The organism is Pseudotabrizicola sp. (genome assembly GCF_030684215.1).
Classification (GTDB): domain Bacteria; phylum Pseudomonadota; class Alphaproteobacteria; order Rhodobacterales; family Rhodobacteraceae; genus Pseudotabrizicola.
Window position 1 is genome coordinate 87,027 of record NZ_JAUXOV010000038.1, and the last position, 17,732, is coordinate 104,758.

A 17,732-nucleotide genomic window follows, 5' to 3' on the forward strand; every position below is an offset into this window, starting at 1 on the left:
CGTGATGAAGATTGCCGTAGCAGGTTTGGGATATGTGGGTCTGTCCAATGCGATCCTGCTGGCGCAGCACCATGAGGTTGTCGCCGTCGATGTTGTCCCGCAACGGATTGACATGATCAACGCGCGGCAATCTCCGATCGTAGATCCCGAGATTGAGCATTTTCTTGCAAACGTGCCTCTCCGACTGCGCGCAACGCTTTCCATTGAAGATGCCTATTCCGACGCGGCTTTTGTGATTATAGCAACGCCCACCAATTACGACAGCAAGACAAATCATTTTGACACGCGCTCGGTGGAATCTGTCATCTCAGATGTGCGCAAGGTCAATGTGGATGCGACCATTGTCATAAAATCAACCATCCCGGTTGGTTTCGTTGATCGCATGCGCGCCGAAATGGCGACGGACAAGATTATCTTTTCGCCTGAATTTTTGCGCGAAGGTCGCGCGTTGCAGGACAACCTGCATCCATCGCGAATAATCATTGGGGCGCAAACCTCTGAAGCAATAGTTTTTGCAGAGATGCTGCGCGACGGCAGCAAAGAACCGAATACACCTATTCAGTATACTGGCTCCGGTGAAGCTGAGGCGATCAAACTTTTTGCGAATACCTATCTCGCCATGCGAGTGGCCTTTTTCAATGAACTTGACAGTTATGCCATGTCCTTCGGACTTGATGCGCGCGAGATTATTGATGGCGTCAGTCTCGACCCGCGCATTGGGTCTCACTATAATAATCCCTCTTTTGGCTATGGTGGCTATTGCCTGCCAAAAGACACGCGCCAACTTCTTGCGAATTACTCTGAGGTGCCTCAGAATCTTATTCGGGCGATTGTGGATGCGAACAGCACCCGAAAAGATTTCATTACCGAGCAAATTCTAGCAAGACGGCCAACGCATGTTGGCATCTACAGGCTGACAATGAAAGCTGGCTCTGATAATTTTCGGGATAGCTCCATTCAGGGCATCATGAAGCGCATCAAGGCCAAGGGCATTGCAGTAACCGTTTATGAACCCAGCCTTCCGGCCGAAACTTTCTTCAACTCGCCGGTCGAAAAACGCTTGGATGTTTTCAAAAATACCTGCGATCTGATTGTCGCAAACCGCCTGACCGGCGATCTGGAAGATGTGTCGGAAAAAGTCTTTACGCGTGATTTGTTTGGTGGCGATTGATCCCGGCACTCTGGGTTCACACTAAAACACCGCCGCAATTAGCCCAATCGGCGTTTGAGGTGGCGTATCGGTTGGATAAAGGTCTGATGCCTGCTGTGAACCTTTGGGTGGCTTCATTTCATCGGGCGACGGTGTGACGCGAAGTTTTCCGTGAAATAGGTCCTGTAATCACCTGCCAAGGCATTATAAACCTGAAATACCACTTGCCTCCAGATTGCAGAGACCCAATGGCCAAGACCGCGAAGAAGAAGCCCAAGGAAGCGCCTCGAAAAGTTGGGGTGATCGTGCTTGGCATGCACCGCTCTGGCACCTCGGCTTTGGGCGGCGTTTTGACCATGCTGGGTTGCGATGCGCCAGCCACACTGATGCCGCCGCATCCGACAAATCCCAAAGGCTTTTTCGAATCCAAGGCCCTGTGGGGTCTTAACGACGATATCCTAGAAGCCGCAGGCTCATCCTGGAAGGATTGGCTGCCTTTCAATTCCGGCTGGCTTGCCTCGTCCAAAGCGGATGCCTTCGCAGAGCAGGTCAAAACTTCGGTCCTCTCTGAATTTCCCGATTCGCGGCTGTTTGTTTTGAAAGACCCCCGCATGTGTCGGCTTTTGCCGCTTTATCTTGATGTTTTCAAACAGATAGACGTCCGCCCCGTCATCGCACATGTGCATCGGAACCCGCTGGATGTGGCGGCGTCGCTGCATGCCCGTGACGGACTGGATCCTGAACTCGGTCTGTTGATCTGGTTGCGGCATGTTCTGGACGCGGAACGCAACAGCCGTGGACTGAGACGCAGTTTCCTGTCCTATGATCAGTTGATCCAGAACTGGGGCGGCGTGGTTGATCGGCTGGGCAAAGAGCTGAAAGTCAGCTGGCCACGCCTTTCGTCTTTGGCGGCCGCCGAAATAGACAGTTTTCTGACGCCGGATCTGCGCCACCACGAGGCCGCGAAAGAACAGGTGTTGGAGAACCCGCAAGCCTCTGCGTGGATCCGCGACACTTACGCTATCTTGCAACGCTGGGCGGACCATGGCGAAACCGAAGCGGACCGATCCGAACTGGACACCATCGCCGCAGAATTCTCACGCGGGGCCACCACCTTTAGCCGATTGATTGACCATGGCCTCGATGCCACGCAGCAGGCGGGCAAAGTTCAGGCGCTTTTACATGAGGTTGCCCAGTTGCGCAGCGCCCTTTTGCAACGCCAGCATGAAGCACAGGAATGGGCAGACCGCACTCAGAAGGCAGAGACCGACCTGAAAGCGAAGGCTTTGGTCGAGGCAAGGTTTGCGTCCGAAATCACTGAACTCGCCGCAAGACTTGCGCGGCAAGGTCAAGATCTGGACATTCACCAACAACAGCGCGCACTCTGGGCGGATGAACGGGCAATGCTGCGCAACACCACGGCAGAGCTGGAACGTGGCCTGACGTCGCAAGGCGCGCTGCTGCAGCAAACCGCAGACTCGGCAGAGATCTTGCGGCAAGACGTGGAGGAGCAGCAGAGGCAAATGGCGGATCAGGCCCTTCACATTGCGCAGTTAAGCCATGTCCGCGACGCACTTCTGAACAGCACGTCCTGGAAGCTGACAGCACCTTTGCGCCGCATCATGCATCTGTTTCGCAAAAGCGATTAAGCGACACATAGCAAAAATGCGTGGCAAAAATCGTTAGGTGCAGCAAAGTATGGAGGTCACATGGAGGCGATGCAAATGACAGTGCAAAAGGTGCTGGTTACCGGCGGCGCGGGATACATCGGTTCACACGCTTGCAAGGCGCTTGCCAAGGCCGGCTTTGTGCCAGTGGTGTTTGACAACCTGTCCACCGGTTGGGCCGAGGCAGTCAAATTCGGGCCATTGGTGGTGGGCGACCTGTTGGATCAGGACGCGGTTCGTGCCGCGTTTGCCGAACATCAACCCGTTGCTGTCATGCATTTCGCGGCCCTCTCGCTGGTCGGGGACAGCATGAAAGACCCCGGACGCTATTAGCGTGTCAACGTGACGGGTGCATTGAACCTGATCGAATGCGCACTAGAAGCTGATTGCAAAAAGATCGTCTTTTCATCGACATGCGCAACCTATGGTGATCCGGACAGCCTTGAATTGACCGAAGACACGCCTCAGGCGCCGATCAATGCTTATGGCAAGTCAAAGCGGGCCATTGAAGACATCTTGCGGGATTTCAGCGCAAGTCACGGGCTGGATCATGTGATCTTTCGCTATTTCAACGTGGCGGGGGCGGATCCAGAGGGCGAACTGGGGGAACAGCACGATCCTGAAACCCACCTGATCCCGCTTTTGATCGCCGCTGCTCTTGGCAGGCGCGCCGCCTTGACCATCTACGGCACCGATTATCCGACCCCCGACGGCACCTGCGTGCGTGATTATGTGCATGTAACGGATCTGGTCGATGCGCATATAAAAGGCTTGCGTTGGCTTTTGGACGGGCGGGGCAACCGCGCGTTCAACCTTGGCTCCGGGCACGGGTTTTCCGTGCGCGAAGTCATCGACGCCGCCCGCCTTGTATCGAACGGCACTGTTCCTGTCATCGAAGGTGCACGCCGCGAAGGGGATGCCACATCTCTTGTGTCAGGCAGCAAGCGCGCACAGGAAGAATTGGGTTGGTCGGCAGTAAGGTCCACCCTGCCCGACATGATTGGCGACGCGTGGAAGTGGCACCTGGGCCGGGGCTTTAATCGCTAGCGCATACGCATTGGCGGTCAGACGTTCATATTTTTGAGATGCCTCGCAACGCCTTCCGAGACGTCCTCATAGGTTTGAATTTCGCCGTTCTCCAGCACAATGGCGAGGTTGCAGATGCGCTTCACGAACTCCATCGAGTGCGACACGACAATCGCACCGGATTGGCTCATCCGCTCCATGAACAGGGCTTCGCTTTTGACCTTGAACCCGGCATCGCCGACCGACGTGACCTCGTCCACCAGATAGGTGTCAAAACGAATTCCCATCGACAAACCAAACGCCAGTCGCGACCGCATCCCCGACGAATAGGTCCGCACGGGCATGTAGTAATGCCGACCCAACTCGGCAAAGTTTTCGACGAATTCGACCAGAGCATCGGTTTCAACACCATAGATGCGCGCCACAAAGAGCACGTTCTGCGCGCCCGTCAGTTCTGGATGAAACGATCCTGCAAACCCGACCGGAAAGGAAATCGTACCATCCGACCAGATTTTTCCCGAGGTGGGCACCTGTGTTCCGGCGATCATCTGCAGCAGCGTGGACTTACCTGCGCCATTGCGACCAAGCAGGGCAACCGACGTTCCTGTCGGGATCACGGCGCTGATTTCGCGGGCAACCGTCTTTTCTTCGCCCCGTACGCGAAATGTCTTGGTGACTTTATCCAGAACGATCATGCGGTTGTTCCGATGACCTTTGGGGCCACCCTCTTTTGTGCTCAGCGCCGGTCGCGCACGCTGTAATACACCAGCAGACCCATCGCCCAGGCCAATGTCATGAAAATCAAGGTCAGCAACGACATCTGAAAGCGCATGGGATAGATGCTGGTCTCTGCAAATGTTGCCGGCACATGGGCGACAATATAACGCGACTTGCGTTGTGCCTCACTCAGCGCACCATCATGCGCGACCTGCGAGACCCGGTAAGCTTCTTCTGCAAACTGCCGCTCGGCAGCGAAACGCTCATATTGCGCGAAAAGAGCCGAATAGTTCTCACCGCCGGGGCCCTGGCCGCCGGGCCCGAACTTTGCCTGCTCCTCATCGACCCGGTTGCGGATCGCCTGAATGCGGCGTTCACTTTCCAACGTGCGCGGGTCTGTCGACTGGCCTTGAAGCTTCAGCAAATCAAGCTTGATAAGTTCGTCGGCCAACTGGGCGTTAAGCGTGTTCAGCACTCCAAGCTGGCTTTGCGCAGCGCTGGCCGGGTCCACGATTTGCGTCCGCAAACGAAACGCTGTCATGGTTTCGCGCGCAGATGATAGTCGTTCTTCGGAGCGTTTCAGTTCTTCAGCGGTATACCTTGTGGCGTCCCGTCGCGCTTCGGCCGAAAGCGTGTTCACCAACTCGCTAGAGCGCCGGAAGATCGCTTCGTTGATGGCGTTCGAGAGAAGCGGATCATGACTGTAAACCCGGATCTGAACCAAACCCGAATGTGTGTTCAGCTCAACCTGCCTGCGCCAATGCTTGTGGAGATCCTCGATCGAGCCGCTTTCATCGAAAGAAAACACGAAATCCCAAGGCCACCCGGCTGAAAAGGCCGCAATCAGATCTACGTCTTGGGCGACTCTTTGAACCATCTGTTGGCTCATGATGTACTCGGACAGAATTTCAATGTCATTGCCAGCCGAACCCGACAGCTTGGTAAGCCCTCCCAGCAGACCAAGCGAGGACTGGATTTCCTCTGTCCGAACCGAAAACGACATGCTTGACGCATACTGATCGCGCGCCAGAGCGAGCAGATAAAAGACGGACAAGATGGTTGGAATGATCACAACCGCAATAAAGCTGATCCCGATTCCGTAATGCCGGTTTTGCAACCGCGCGGGGCCTACTGCGGCTGGGATTGACGGATTTCTCGGATTGGCAGCAGCAGGTGCGGGTGCTTTTGGAGCATGGGCCGGCGCGTGAAGGGGTTGCGTCGCAGACCCGATCTTGGCTGCCGGATGAGCGGGTGGCGGTGCTGCGGATGGCGCTTTTATCTGAACAACCTGCCCAGACGGCACAGCGTTGGGCGCAGCCACACGGGCCGCAGGAACGATCGGCTTGGGCTGCCCGACAGAGGGCGCTGATGGGGGAGGGGCAGCTGCCGCCGAAGCGCCCGCTTGCCCGGCAAGCGGTTGCGCTGCCGTGCGAGGAACAGGAGGCGCCTGAACCAAAGCCCCCGAATCAACTGGGGGTTGCGCAGAGGGCTTAGTTGCAGGCGGGACCGGTCCGGCCCCAGCGGCGGGTAAGTTGGTCAATCAAAAATCCCTTTGTCCAGACCACAGCCGATGGAATGCTCGACTGCAGGCCTTTCAGCCGACAAGGCCAGAACGGAACAGGCAAAGCCCTGTCCAGTTGCAGGACTTCGGACAAACCCCACACACACCATCATACCCAATCCTGAATTGCGCTTGTCCCTCTTATCATACATAACCCGGTCAAGAACTTCCAGACGCTCTGTTACCGAGGCACTTATGACGGCAAAGCCCGGCCAATGGCCCAAGCGAACGCTTGACGCCGATACAATGCGCGCCCGGAAATATCGGATGGGCCGCACGATTTCGGCCCTGATGCTACGCGAAATGGCGACCAGTTACGGCCGGTCGCCGGGCGGGTATGTGTGGGAAATCCTTGAGCCCACGCTGGCTTTGGCAATCATGACCGCGCTTTTTTCAGCGTTTATCACAACGCCACCTATTGGTGACAATTTTCCGCTGTTCTTCGCCACGGGCTTTTTGCCGTTCATGCTCTTCAACGACACCGCAAACCGCATGGCCACCGCCATCAACTTTTCACGCCCGCTGCTTGCTTACCCATCCGTCACCTTTCTTGATGCGATGCTGGCTCGGTTGATCCTGCACACTTTGACCAACACTCTGGTGTCGATCATCGTCTTCAGCTTCATAATCTTTGTGCTTGGCGCGACAGTAAGACTTGATATGGCGACGATTGCACTTGCCTATGGCTTGGCGGTTGCGTTGGGGTTTGGGATTGGCTCTCTTAACAGCTATCTGATGACGTCTTTTCCACTGTGGGAACGCGCATGGCAAATCGCAACGCGCCCGCTGTTCCTGATCTCAGGCGTGTTCATGACCTTTGACAGCTTGCCGGAATTTGGGCAGGAGATCCTGATCTGGAACCCGCTGGTCCATATTGTCGGGCTGACAAGGGCAGGATTTTTCGCAAACTATTCCGCGGATTATGTATCTGTAACCTTTGTCCTTTTGATTGCTCTGACAACAGCTGTGTTCGGGTTGATGCTGTTGTACCGCCACCATCGCAGCCTGTTGGAGGCGTGATCCGTGAAAGCGGCGCAGGGTGAAAGTGTGGCCATCGCCATGGGCCTCTATAACGGCGGGCTCCATCTGGACGAGCAACTGGCCTCTGTCGCTGCGCAGGACCATGCCAACTGGTCGCTGATCATCAGTGACGATGGCTCTACTGACACCAGCGCAGATCAGGTGCGGCGGTTTGCCAGCGGCCCAGGTCAGGGCCGGGTCTCGCTTGTTCAGGGGCCGGGCAAGGGGTTTGCGCAGAATTATTTGTCCTTGCTGCGCCATCCTTTAACCCGACAATGCAGCCATGTGGCGTTATGCGATCAGGATGACACATGGCTGCCGATGCGCCTTGGCCGGGGCCTTGACGCGCTGCGCAGCTTTGTCGGCCGCCCTGCGCTTTATTGCGCGCGCACGCTTGTCTGTGATGTGGATCTGAACCCGCTGCACGTCTCGCCGAAATGGCCGCGCCCCTTTTCGCTGCGCAATGCCATGGTGCAGAATGTGGCCTCGGGCAATACGATCATGCTGAACCGGGCAATGGCGGACATCGCCGCCGAAGCCGCTCCTGCCGCACAGACTGCCGGGATCGCGGCACATGACTGGTGGCTTTACCAACTCGCCAGCGCCAGCGGCGCGCAGATCGTGCAAGATGATCAGCCCGTCCTTCACTATCGCCAGCATGACCGCAACACGATGGGCCGGAATGACACGGCGTCCGCCCGGCTGGATCGGCTCAAGCAAATACTGGACGGCACATTTTCGCGCTGGATCGATGCAAATTGTCAGGCCCTCATGGCGGTACCGCAGTTTCTCGAACCAGACGCGCAGACAATTCTGGGCCAGTTTCCGGCAATTCGCTCGGAAAGAGCCGCGGTACGGCTCAAGGCATTTCGGGCCATCGGTCTGTACCGCCAAGGGCGTGCGGATGACATGGCGCTTCGGGTCGCTGTGGCTTTTGGCCGACTATAGACCCTAATCCTGCCATCTTTCCTTGATATGTGCGGTCAACCTCAAGAGGATGTGCATGATCGGTGATACGTGGTTTTTTGTGAGCGAACAGGCATGATCTTGCGTTTTATGGGCGCTGCCGTCTTTATTTCTTTGGTATCTGCTGGGGGCGCCATGGCGACTAATCTAACGTGTACTTTGCTGGCCGGAGACCCATCTGCAAGCCAACGGCTCTGTGATGCGGTGCAAGCCAGACTTGATAGCAGCGCAAGTGGTCAGTTCGATCTTCAGGTGCTTCAATCAAGCCAAACCTTCTTGCAGGCCCGATTGTCGCATACCGTTGCGAAAAAACGGGTCGATGGGCCAGAGATGACGGTTTCCATAATGGATCGCGACTCTTTCCCTGACCAAGTTCTGACTCAGTTCGCTGCCAGTCTGGTGTCAAGCATCTCTGCTGCGCCGTAAACCTTTCGCCTGAACGCCCCTGCCAACCAAGACCGGAGCTATTACCGATGTGCATCATTTGCAGCACCCTTCGCCCTTATCAGCCGGATTGTGACTACGCAGAGTTCACAGATTTTCCGCTTTTGGCGTCTTACACCGAGACAACCGACGCGCCCTCCACGCCATCAACGATGTATGTGATCAACCCTGGCGACTCTTTCGCGGGGACATACAGCAATGGATCAGATGTTGATGTCATTGCCGTCAATGTCGTCGCAGGCCAAACCTACACGGTCTCTCTGACCGGAATAGCGAACGCAACCAACCCCGCTCCTGACACGTATTTGCGGATCCTGAACGGAAACGGAACCGTCATCCACTTTGACGATGACGGCGGGCCCGGATACAATTCGCAGATCACCTTTACCGCAACCACAACCGGCTATCACTATATTCAGGTCAGCCAATTTGGCGTCAGCTCTGGTACCGGCACGGATTCAGGTGTTGCAGGGTCGTATGCCGTTGGTGTTGCGGTCGGGACCACGCCACTCCCCCCGCCCGCCCCGTCAGGACAAGTCGCATCCATTCAGGATATGGCCACATATTTGACCCAAGGATATTGGGCCAGCACGGGTTACAATGGTGCCCCGCGCGCGTTTGACGTCGCGCCCGGCGGGACTCTTTACGTCGATATCAGGGGCCTGACCGCCGACGGCCAACGCCTTGCGCTTCAGGCGCTGGATGCCTGGACACAAGTGACAGGGATAAATTTCAGCACGCAAATTCCGGCCGGACGTACTGCGCATATCACGTTTGACGACAATCAGTCAGGTGCATTTGCATCGTTCCAGACGATGGCAACGTCATCACCTCGGCATTTGTCAACATTTCTACCGCATGGCTGGCAGACAATGGCACCGGGCTGTCTAGCTATAGCTTCCAGACCTATGTGCACGAAATCGGCCATGCCCTTGGCTTGGGTCACGCCGGAGCCTACAACGGCTTTGCGGTTTACGGTCGGGACCAGACCTTTGTAAACGATAGCTGGCAATTGTCGGTCATGTCCTATTTCGATCAGTCCGACAACTGGACCATTGATGCAACGCTTGCATCTGTGATCACGCCGATGACCGCCGACATTCTGGCCATCCAGTCACTTTACGGCGTCGCAACCACACTGCGGACGGGCAACACCACCTATGGTGAGAATTCGACAGCGGGCAGCGTCTTTGATCGTTTCAGCGAAATCAACAACGACGGCAATCCAAACGAAACCGTCACAATGACGATCGTTGACAATGGCGGTATCGATACGCTTGATTTCCGCAGGGACACGAACAACCAACGCATCGACCTGCGCCCCGGCGAGACATCTGACGTGTATGGGCATCGTGGAACACTAAGCATTGCCCTTGGGACCATTATTGAAAATGTCATGTCAGGGTCAGGTGATGACCAGATCACCGGCAACGCTGCCGATAACTTGATCCAAAGCTTCGCTGGCAACGACACAGTTCATGGCGATGACGGCAACGACACCATCTATGGTGGCGATGGCAATGACTCGCTGTTTGGTGGCTTTGGCTTCGACACGATATATGGCGACGTCGGCGACGATTACATCGAGGGCGGCGGTCAGGCTGATCAACTTCATGGCGGCGATGGCAATGACACCATTTTTGGCGGTCAGGGCTTTGATGTGGTGTCGGGCAATGCCGGTGATGATGTGCTTTACGGCGGCACCCAAGAAGACTGGATGTTCGGCGGTACGGGCAACGATCTGGTCTTTGGTGGTGACGGCAATGACTTCATATTCGGCGGGCTTGGATTTGACACCATAAACGGTGACGCTGGCGATGACCGGATCGAAGGCGGAAACAATGCCGACCTGCTTAGTGGCGGCGATGGCAATGACACCATTTTTGGCGGCCAGGGCTTTGATGTGGTGTCGGGCAACGCCGGCGATGATGTGCTTTACGGCGGCACTGAAGAAGACTGGATGTTCGCCGGCATTGGCAACGATCTGGTCTTTGGCGGTGACGGCAATGACTTCATATTCGGCGGGCTTGGCTTTGACACCCTCCACGGCGACGCTGGCAATGACCGTATTGAAGGCGGCGACAATGCCGATCAGCTCTTTGGTGGCGATGGCAATGACTCTCTCTTTGGCGGTCAGGGCGTCGATCTGCTGAACGGCGGCAATGGCAACGACGTGCTGTATGGTGGAACCCAGAACGACACGCTGATCGGAGGCAGCGGCAATGACACCCTGTATGGCGGGGACGGGGCAGATCGCTTTGTCTTTGGCACCGGCAGCGGCGTCGATGTGATCGGCGACTTTTCCCCCACCACCGCGGGCGAAGTCATCGCGCTTATCGGCATCAGCGGCATGTCCAGCTTTGCCGATGTACAGGCGGCAACCACCGCATCAGGCGGCAATACCGTGATTGATCTGGGCGGCGGCAACAGCATCACCCTGATCAACGTCACCCCAACCGCTCTGTCAGCCGACGATTTCGTCTTTGCATGAGATCTGAAACCTAACAGTGCCCGGGCCAGAGCGTTTACGCATCTGGCCCGGGCACTGGCAAAACTGCGGGGCAAAAGCCGCAAAGCTGCCACAGTCGCGAAAACCACCATTAACCGCATGACCCCAATATCAACCCTGCACAGGGGTGTGCGGATGTGTGGGGTGCGACATGGTCAGACTGACGTCTGTCACCGTTTTCGGTGCAGCGCAGGCGGGGGGGTCCCCTGCGATTGTGGATCTGGATATCGTCATCATAAACGGCCAAACCCGACTTTACGCTCTGACTGCGGGTGGGGGACGACTGCTGGTGTATGACCTGGACGGGCGGCTTGTGTCCAGCGCGGTCCTGCCCAGCTCGCTTGGGTATTTGACCACTGCGCAACTGGAGGTGCTGACCGCCGGGACCATGTCCCTTGCGGTGCCTTTCGGTCTTTCCAACAGCCGGTCGGGCGTATTGCAGGTGAATGCTGCGGGTGATCTCTTGGGCTTGATCAGCTATGCAAGCGGCGGCGCCTTGCCGGTCGATCTGCGGCAAGTCACATCGCTTCAGCTTGACAGTGGCACACTGGTATTCGGAACCGCCCCCCTCACGGGCCGGATCACGGCATTCCGGTTGGGGACCGATGGCACATTTACCCCAACCGCCGATGTGGCGCTGCCCGGCACGACGCCTGCTGTCGTAACGACCATGACAGCTGCGATCACTCCGGATGGGCCTGTTCTGCTGACGGCCACCGGATCTGGGCTGTATATCCACACCATCACCGCAAACGAAGGTCTGACCCTACGCAGCGCCTTGCCTCAGATCAGCGGGCTTGGACTGGCCGAGATTTCCTCGGTCGCACTCGTCACCACTGGCGCCGGAACAAGCTTTGTGCTGGCCGCCGGATCGGGCAGTTCATCGCTGGCCGTTCTGCGCCTTGTCGGCTCAGAACTGGTGGTGGTCGATCATATTCTCGATACCCGCACCACCCGCTTTGGCGGCATCACAGTTCTGGAAGCCATCGAGATTGACGGGCGCATCTTTGTCGTGGTCGCCGGTTCGGATAACGGATTTTCGCTTTTTACACTTTTGCCAGACGGCCGCCTTGTGCACCTTTCGACACAAGTAGACAGCCTGCACACCACGCTCGATTCTGGCGGAGCAATCGCCCTGTCCAGCAGCGGAACAACGCTTTCAGTCTATGTCTCGGGCGGAAATGGCGAGGGCGTCACCCGGCTTGATTTCGACATCGGCACGGTTGGCGTGGAACGCACCAGTGGCACGGGCCAGATTGACGGGACGGCGGGCAACGATGTGCTGATCGCGGGCACAGGCACGACAAGACTGGTCGGCGGCGCAGGCGATGACATGCTTGGCTCAAACGGACAGGCCGTTTCCCTGACGGGGGGCGCGGGCGCCGATATTTTTGTACTTTCTCCGGTTGACGGCACCATCCACATCACAGATTTTGACCCGTCTCAGGACAGGCTCGACCTGACCCTGTTTCCGATGCTGCGCAGTCTGGATCAGGTTGCCATCCGGTCAACCGCCACGGGTGTGGTGCTGACTATCGGCACGACCGTCATCCAGATCACCAGCGCGAATGGGGCAACACTGGCGCTGACCACCTTTTCTGACCATATCGTCTTGCCCGTGGACCGGCTTGGTGACTTTCGCACCACGCTGCCGCTGCAGGGCACCGACGCAGCCGATGCTTTGGTTTTGGGCCTGACGGCGGCCTCTGTCTCTGGCGAAGGCGGCGATGACACCATTACCGGAAGCCCCGGCGATGACACCCTCTATGGTGGCGCAGGGGCCGATCATCTGTACGGCGGTGAAGGCAATGATTTCATGAACGGCGGCTCGGAAAATGACCTGCTGTTCGGAGGTATTGGCAATGACACGCTGTATGGCGAGGAGGGCAACGATACTTTGCAAGGCGGGCGCGACCATGACCTGTTGTTCGGCGGAGTTGGCGACGACTATCTGACCGGCGAAAATGGCAATGACACCCTCCACGGTGATGCGGGCAATGATACCCTCTACGGCGGGGCAGCCAACGATCAGCTTTTTGGCGGCTCTGGCAGCGACAGCCTGTTTGGCGGAACGTCCAACGACCAGCTGTATGGCGGCGACGGCGCAGACATGCTGCACGGTGACGACGGCGACGACACGCTTTACGGCGGTCCGCACAACGACACGCTGTATGGTGGCGCGGGTCACGACCGCCTGTTTGGTGACGAAGGCTTTGATACCATCTACGGCGGTGCCGGGAACGACTATATCGAAGGCGGCTTTCAGGCCGATTTCCTGCATGGCGACGATGGTGACGACACCATCTATGGCGGTCAGGGCTTTGATGTGATCTCAGGCAATGCGGGGAACGACCTGCTTTACGGTGGATCAGAGCAAGACTGGATCTTCGGCGGTTGGAACAACGACACGATTTATGGCGGCGATGGCGATGACTGGTTGTTTGGCGGCGTAGGCTTTGACACAATTTACGGCGGCGCCGGGAACGACCAGATCCAGGGCGGGGACGGTGCTGATCTTCTGCACGGTGACGATGGCAACGACACGATCTTTGGTGGCCAGGGGTTTAATGTGGTTTCTGGAAATGCAGGCGATGACGTTCTGTTTGGCGGAAACGGTCAGGACTGGATGTTTGGCGGCTGGGACAACGACTTGATCTATGGCGCTGCGGGTGACGACTTTATCTTTTGCGGAACAGGTGATGATACCGCCTACGGTGAGGACGGAAATGATGATCTGAGTGGAGCCTGGGGCGACGACGTTCTCTATGGCGGGGCGGGGAATGACACGCTGCGCGGGGGGGAAGGCAATGACATTCTTTACGGTGGAGACGGGGCAGACCGCTTCAATGTGAACGGCGGTGGCAACAACCACATCATGGATTTCAATCCGGCTCAGGTTGGCGAAGTCATCGTTATCAACGGATATGGAATCGCTGGCGGTTGGACCGAACTGCGCAGCACCCGCATGACGGACACGGCCGAAGGCGTCTTTATCGATCTTGGCCAAGGACATAGTGTCGTTTTGGCTGGCCTTACAATCGCTCAGCTCTCAAGCGACGATTTCGTTTTCTAGCGGTCACCCGCACGGCACGGCTCTCCACCCTTGCCCCATCCTTTGCGATCAGTATAGACCGGGGTAACAAGGCCTGTCTTGCGTCCGACCCTGCCACAGACTGCGGTCAAATGCTTGCACGATTGGAATTCAGGAGAGCGTATTGACCCGAACACCCTTTGGAAATTTGTTCATTAACGCTGGTGCAATGAAGTCGGGCACAACTTGGCTGTACTGGGCGCTGCGGTTTAACAAAAATCTATACTTCTCTCTTGAAAAAGAAGTCCACTATTTCCATCGCAAATATATCGACTCGTCTATCCTGAATGATGTGCATCGAATTGCCCAGATCAAGAACCTTTACGTTCACGAACTGACGAGTGATAAGACCGGAATTGAGGAAATGCGCGAATATGCGCGCTGGCTTACGCTCTATTTGCGCAGCCCGATGGATGATGATTGGTATGCAGAAGTCATCCGTCCACCGCAGGATCAGAGCTGGTCATGTGATTTCTCAAACCTGTACGCCCAGCTTCCGGCATGGGCGTGGAAGGACATTGCAACGTCTTGTGCGCAATTGCGGGTGCTGTTGTTGTTGCGCGATCCATTGCACCGGCTTTGGAGCCACCTGAAGTTCGATCTGACATATAACGGGCAACTGGATCAGTTGCCAAATTGGTCACCCCACCAAGTCAGCGACTATCTGCGCCAACCGCATATCTGGTATAATGCTGAATACGGAGAGATCATCCGCCGACTTCAATCTGGTTTGACCGGACCCGAGCTCAAATTCATGTTCCTGCCGGAAAAGCATACCGATGCGCTTGGCTTTTTGCGCGAGATTGAACACTTTGTCGGTGTGCAAGAGGCCGCCTATCCACCGTGGGTTCTGCGCGACAAGGTCAATCAGTCAGACCCACTGCCAATGCCGGACTTCTTTCCAGACCTGTTCCGCACAGATGTTGATCGGATCAAAGACGAAATGCGTGATGCCGGAATAAATCCACCAGAGACCTGGCTGTAAAACCATGGCAGCAAAACTCAGAGAAATCCTGTTCAACCGCGCAACGGTGCGCGCATTCTTCAGGGTGCTGAAAACCGACGGACCAGTCGGGACATGGCGTCGGGGCTGGGCTTTTCTTCGGCGCGCGAGGGCGGCGGCACATGACAACTCTGTGTCCGCTCTCAACCACCAGTTTCCGCTCATTCAATTCTGGTCGGACATGTCAGTTGCAAATGCGATGTCTACTCAAAAGGTCCCCGCATTGCTGACGCGGCGGCGCACGATCGCCATGATCGGCGACCTGAACCTTCAGCAATGCAAGAAATACCGGATTGAACAGCTGACCGAGCTGTGGGGCACGGTCGGAGTTGACTATCAGTATGCCCATTTTGAAGACATTCCGCGTTGCATTGCTATTATGCAAGCTGCAACACATTTGATGCTGTATCGGCTTCAGCGGCACGATATCGTCACCAGCTATCTGTATGAAGCCCGCCGCCTGCGCTTGCCGGTGCTTTACGATATCGACGACCCGCTGTTCTCGGTCGAGGCTTATGCCACTTATGGCAACATGGCCGTCCTGCCGACCGAAGTGAAACAGCATTTTCTGGCACAGGCCCCGCTTTACCTCGATATCCTGAATGCAGCCGATATCCTCAGTTTTTCCACCCCCGGCTTGCGCGACCACGCCATGTCACTGTCACCACGACCTGCCTTTGTGCGCCGGAATTTTGCTGACCGCGAGACGCTGGAGGCGGGCAGAACGGCACTCCAGTCTTCTTTTGCGGAAAAATCCGCCGCCGACGGTTTCACCCTGTGCTTTGCCTCTGGTTCACAGGGCCATGAGGCTGATTTCCAGACCATCGCGCCGCAGGTTGAGGCGTTTTTGGGTGCCGCCCCCAACCGCAAGCTGCTTATCCTGGGGCATTTCCAGTCAGAGCTGCTGTCAGAAAAACTGCAAAGCCAGATCGAAACCCGACCGTTTTCCGATTACGCAACATACCTTGGCCACCTGGCCCGCGCCGATGTGGCCGTGATGCCCTTGGCTGATGATCTGTTCAACCGCTGCAAAAGTGCGGTCCGGGTCATTGACGCGGCCGCCGCGGGTGTTCCGTCAATTGTCAGCGCCACAGGCGACCTTGCCGCCATGATAAATCCCGGCAAGACCGGGTATATTGCGGCAACGCCTGATGATTGGACAGGTGCGCTTGAGACACTGGCGACCGATAAAGCTGTCACAGCCCAAATGGGGCGCAACGCTCGTCTTGTCCTCGAAGACCTTTGGTCGGCCCGAGCGTCGCAGCCAATCATAGATACGGAACTGGTGGGCTGGGTAAAGGAATAGCGGCATGCGTATTCTTGTGATGAACGTCCACTTCACACCCTACACCTATGGTGGGGCGACCGTGGTTGCCGAAGAGCTCGCCTTCGCGCTTCGTACCCATCACGGGGCCGAGGTTTTTGTGATTTCCTCCGTCTCGCGTCCGGATCTTCCGGCATATGCCATTCAGCGCGTTGAAGTGCAGGGCATGGCCCATTTCATGATCAACCTGCCTTGGGCGCGGACCATTCAGGAAATCGAGTCAAATCCGCGCGTTGCGGAACGGGTTTCCCAGATCGTGCAATTCGTGCAACCAGACATTGCACATGTGCATTGCGTGCAAGACCTTGGCGCCGCCAGCTTGGCCGCGCTCAAGGCGGCCGGGATTCCGGTGGTCCTTTCGGTGCATGATTTCTGGTGGGTCTGCGAGCGCCAGTTCATGATACGCCCCAACGGCCAGTATTGCGGCCAGGATCCGATCAGGATTGACCGTTGCCGGGGCTGCGTTGACGATGTGACCCGCACGCATGCCCGAAACGCAATGCTGGGCCAGGTGGCTGCGTCCTGCGATCTGATCACCTATCCTACCCATTTCGCCATGGATCTGTGTCTTCGGTCCGGTCTTGGTGATCCGTCGCGCTCTGTGGTGCTGGAAAATGGCATCAAGCCCCCCGGCCCGGATTTCGCCGCAAAGCAGGCCGCGCATCGCGCAGCGGGCAAGCCCTTTACCTTCGGCTATCTCGGGGGGCCTTCAGATGCAAAGGGCTGGCCTATGTTGCGGCGCGCGATGCTGGAACTGGGCCGCGACGATTTTGAGTTCCACATCGTCAATGGCTCCCCTTGGAGCAACTGGTGGGACGGCCATGATCTGTCCAAACTGCATGGCACAACCCGCATCATCCCACGTTTTTCGCAAGACCGGATCGACGATTTCTTCGCCGGAATAGATTGCCTTTTGTTTCTTTCGCAATGGAAAGAAACATTTGGCCTTACCATACGCAAGGCAATCTCCCGCGGGATCCGCGTGATCCAGACCGACAGCGGTGGCACCGTTGATCACCCTATGGCCGATCCACTGCGCCTGATCCCGCTGGGCCAGCAGACCAACCGGCTAAAGGCAGAACTCATCCGCGTTCTTGATACGCCAGATGCCCATCCGGCGCCGGTTGCTGTCCACACATACCGGCAACAGTCGGATGCTCTGGTCAGGCTGGCGCAGAGTGTGATGACCGCCGCCAAAGGTGCCAACACCTGACAGGGGCTGTCACAGGTCCAGCCAAGCTTCATCGCGTTTGC

Annotated in this window: 13 protein-coding genes and 1 pseudogene; 12 read left to right on the plus strand and 2 right to left on the minus strand. The window is 56.9% G+C overall.

Annotated elements, in window-relative coordinates; translation table 11 throughout:
* Positions 1–4: 4 nt before the first annotated feature.
* From Q8K08_RS06725 to galE, 3 genes and pseudogenes are all read left to right on the plus strand, one after another.
* A complete protein-coding gene (locus Q8K08_RS06725; protein ID WP_304800547.1) occupies positions 5–1,171 on the plus strand; it encodes a nucleotide sugar dehydrogenase in 1,167 nt (388 codons plus the stop codon).
* Between the two features lie 227 nt (positions 1,172–1,398).
* Complete coding sequence (locus Q8K08_RS06730) at positions 1,399–2,799, plus strand: sulfotransferase family protein (RefSeq protein ID WP_304800545.1); 1,401 nt, start codon at positions 1,399–1,401, stop codon at positions 2,797–2,799.
* A gap of 75 nt (positions 2,800–2,874) precedes the next feature.
* Positions 2,875–3,864 (plus strand): annotated as a pseudogene (gene galE, locus Q8K08_RS06735) (UDP-glucose 4-epimerase GalE).
* A gap of 17 nt (positions 3,865–3,881) precedes the next feature.
* Here galE and Q8K08_RS06740 read toward each other — a convergent pair.
* Complete coding sequence (locus Q8K08_RS06740) at positions 3,882–4,538, minus strand: ABC transporter ATP-binding protein (RefSeq protein ID WP_304800541.1); 657 nt, start codon at positions 4,536–4,538, stop codon at positions 3,882–3,884.
* Between the two features lie 41 nt (positions 4,539–4,579).
* Positions 4,580–5,563, minus strand: coding sequence for a sugar transporter (locus tag Q8K08_RS06745; protein ID WP_305249580.1), 984 nt, complete (start codon positions 5,561–5,563; stop codon positions 4,580–4,582).
* 804 nt (positions 5,564–6,367) lie between these two features.
* Between Q8K08_RS06745 and Q8K08_RS06750 the strand changes: the two genes are divergently transcribed.
* From Q8K08_RS06750 to Q8K08_RS06790, 9 genes are all read left to right on the plus strand, one after another.
* Positions 6,368–7,141 (plus strand): ABC transporter permease, encoded by a 774-nt coding sequence (locus tag Q8K08_RS06750; protein ID WP_305249582.1) that lies wholly within the window; start codon positions 6,368–6,370, stop codon positions 7,139–7,141.
* A 3-nt stretch (positions 7,142–7,144) separates the two neighbouring features.
* Complete coding sequence (locus Q8K08_RS06755) at positions 7,145–8,089, plus strand: glycosyltransferase (RefSeq protein ID WP_304799952.1); 945 nt, start codon at positions 7,145–7,147, stop codon at positions 8,087–8,089.
* Between the two features lie 93 nt (positions 8,090–8,182).
* Positions 8,183–8,533, plus strand: a complete 351-nt coding sequence (locus Q8K08_RS06760; protein ID WP_304799954.1) for a hypothetical protein — start codon at positions 8,183–8,185, stop codon at positions 8,531–8,533.
* A gap of 47 nt (positions 8,534–8,580) precedes the next feature.
* Entirely contained in the window at positions 8,581–9,549 is a 969-nt protein-coding gene (locus Q8K08_RS06765; protein WP_305249583.1) for a PPC domain-containing protein, read from the plus strand.
* On the plus strand, positions 9,489–11,042 hold the full coding sequence (locus Q8K08_RS06770) for a M10 family metallopeptidase C-terminal domain-containing protein (RefSeq protein ID WP_305249584.1): 1,554 nt from the start codon (positions 9,489–9,491) through the stop codon (positions 11,040–11,042). Before Q8K08_RS06765 ends, Q8K08_RS06770 begins: the two co-directional genes overlap by 61 nt.
* 169 nt (positions 11,043–11,211) lie before the next feature.
* On the plus strand, positions 11,212–14,133 hold the full coding sequence (locus Q8K08_RS06775; protein WP_305249585.1) for a calcium-binding protein: 2,922 nt from the start codon (positions 11,212–11,214) through the stop codon (positions 14,131–14,133).
* 142 nt (positions 14,134–14,275) lie between these two features.
* Positions 14,276–15,136 carry a sulfotransferase gene (locus Q8K08_RS06780; protein WP_305249586.1) on the plus strand — a complete coding sequence of 287 codons (861 nt, stop codon included), beginning with the start codon at positions 14,276–14,278 and terminating at the stop codon, positions 15,134–15,136.
* A gap of 4 nt (positions 15,137–15,140) precedes the next feature.
* Positions 15,141–16,460 carry a glycosyltransferase gene (locus Q8K08_RS06785; RefSeq protein ID WP_305249587.1) on the plus strand — a complete coding sequence of 440 codons (1,320 nt, stop codon included), beginning with the start codon at positions 15,141–15,143 and terminating at the stop codon, positions 16,458–16,460.
* Between the two features lie 4 nt (positions 16,461–16,464).
* Positions 16,465–17,691, plus strand: a complete 1,227-nt coding sequence (locus Q8K08_RS06790; RefSeq protein ID WP_305249588.1) for a glycosyltransferase — start codon at positions 16,465–16,467, stop codon at positions 17,689–17,691.
* Positions 17,692–17,732: the final 41 nt, after the last annotated feature.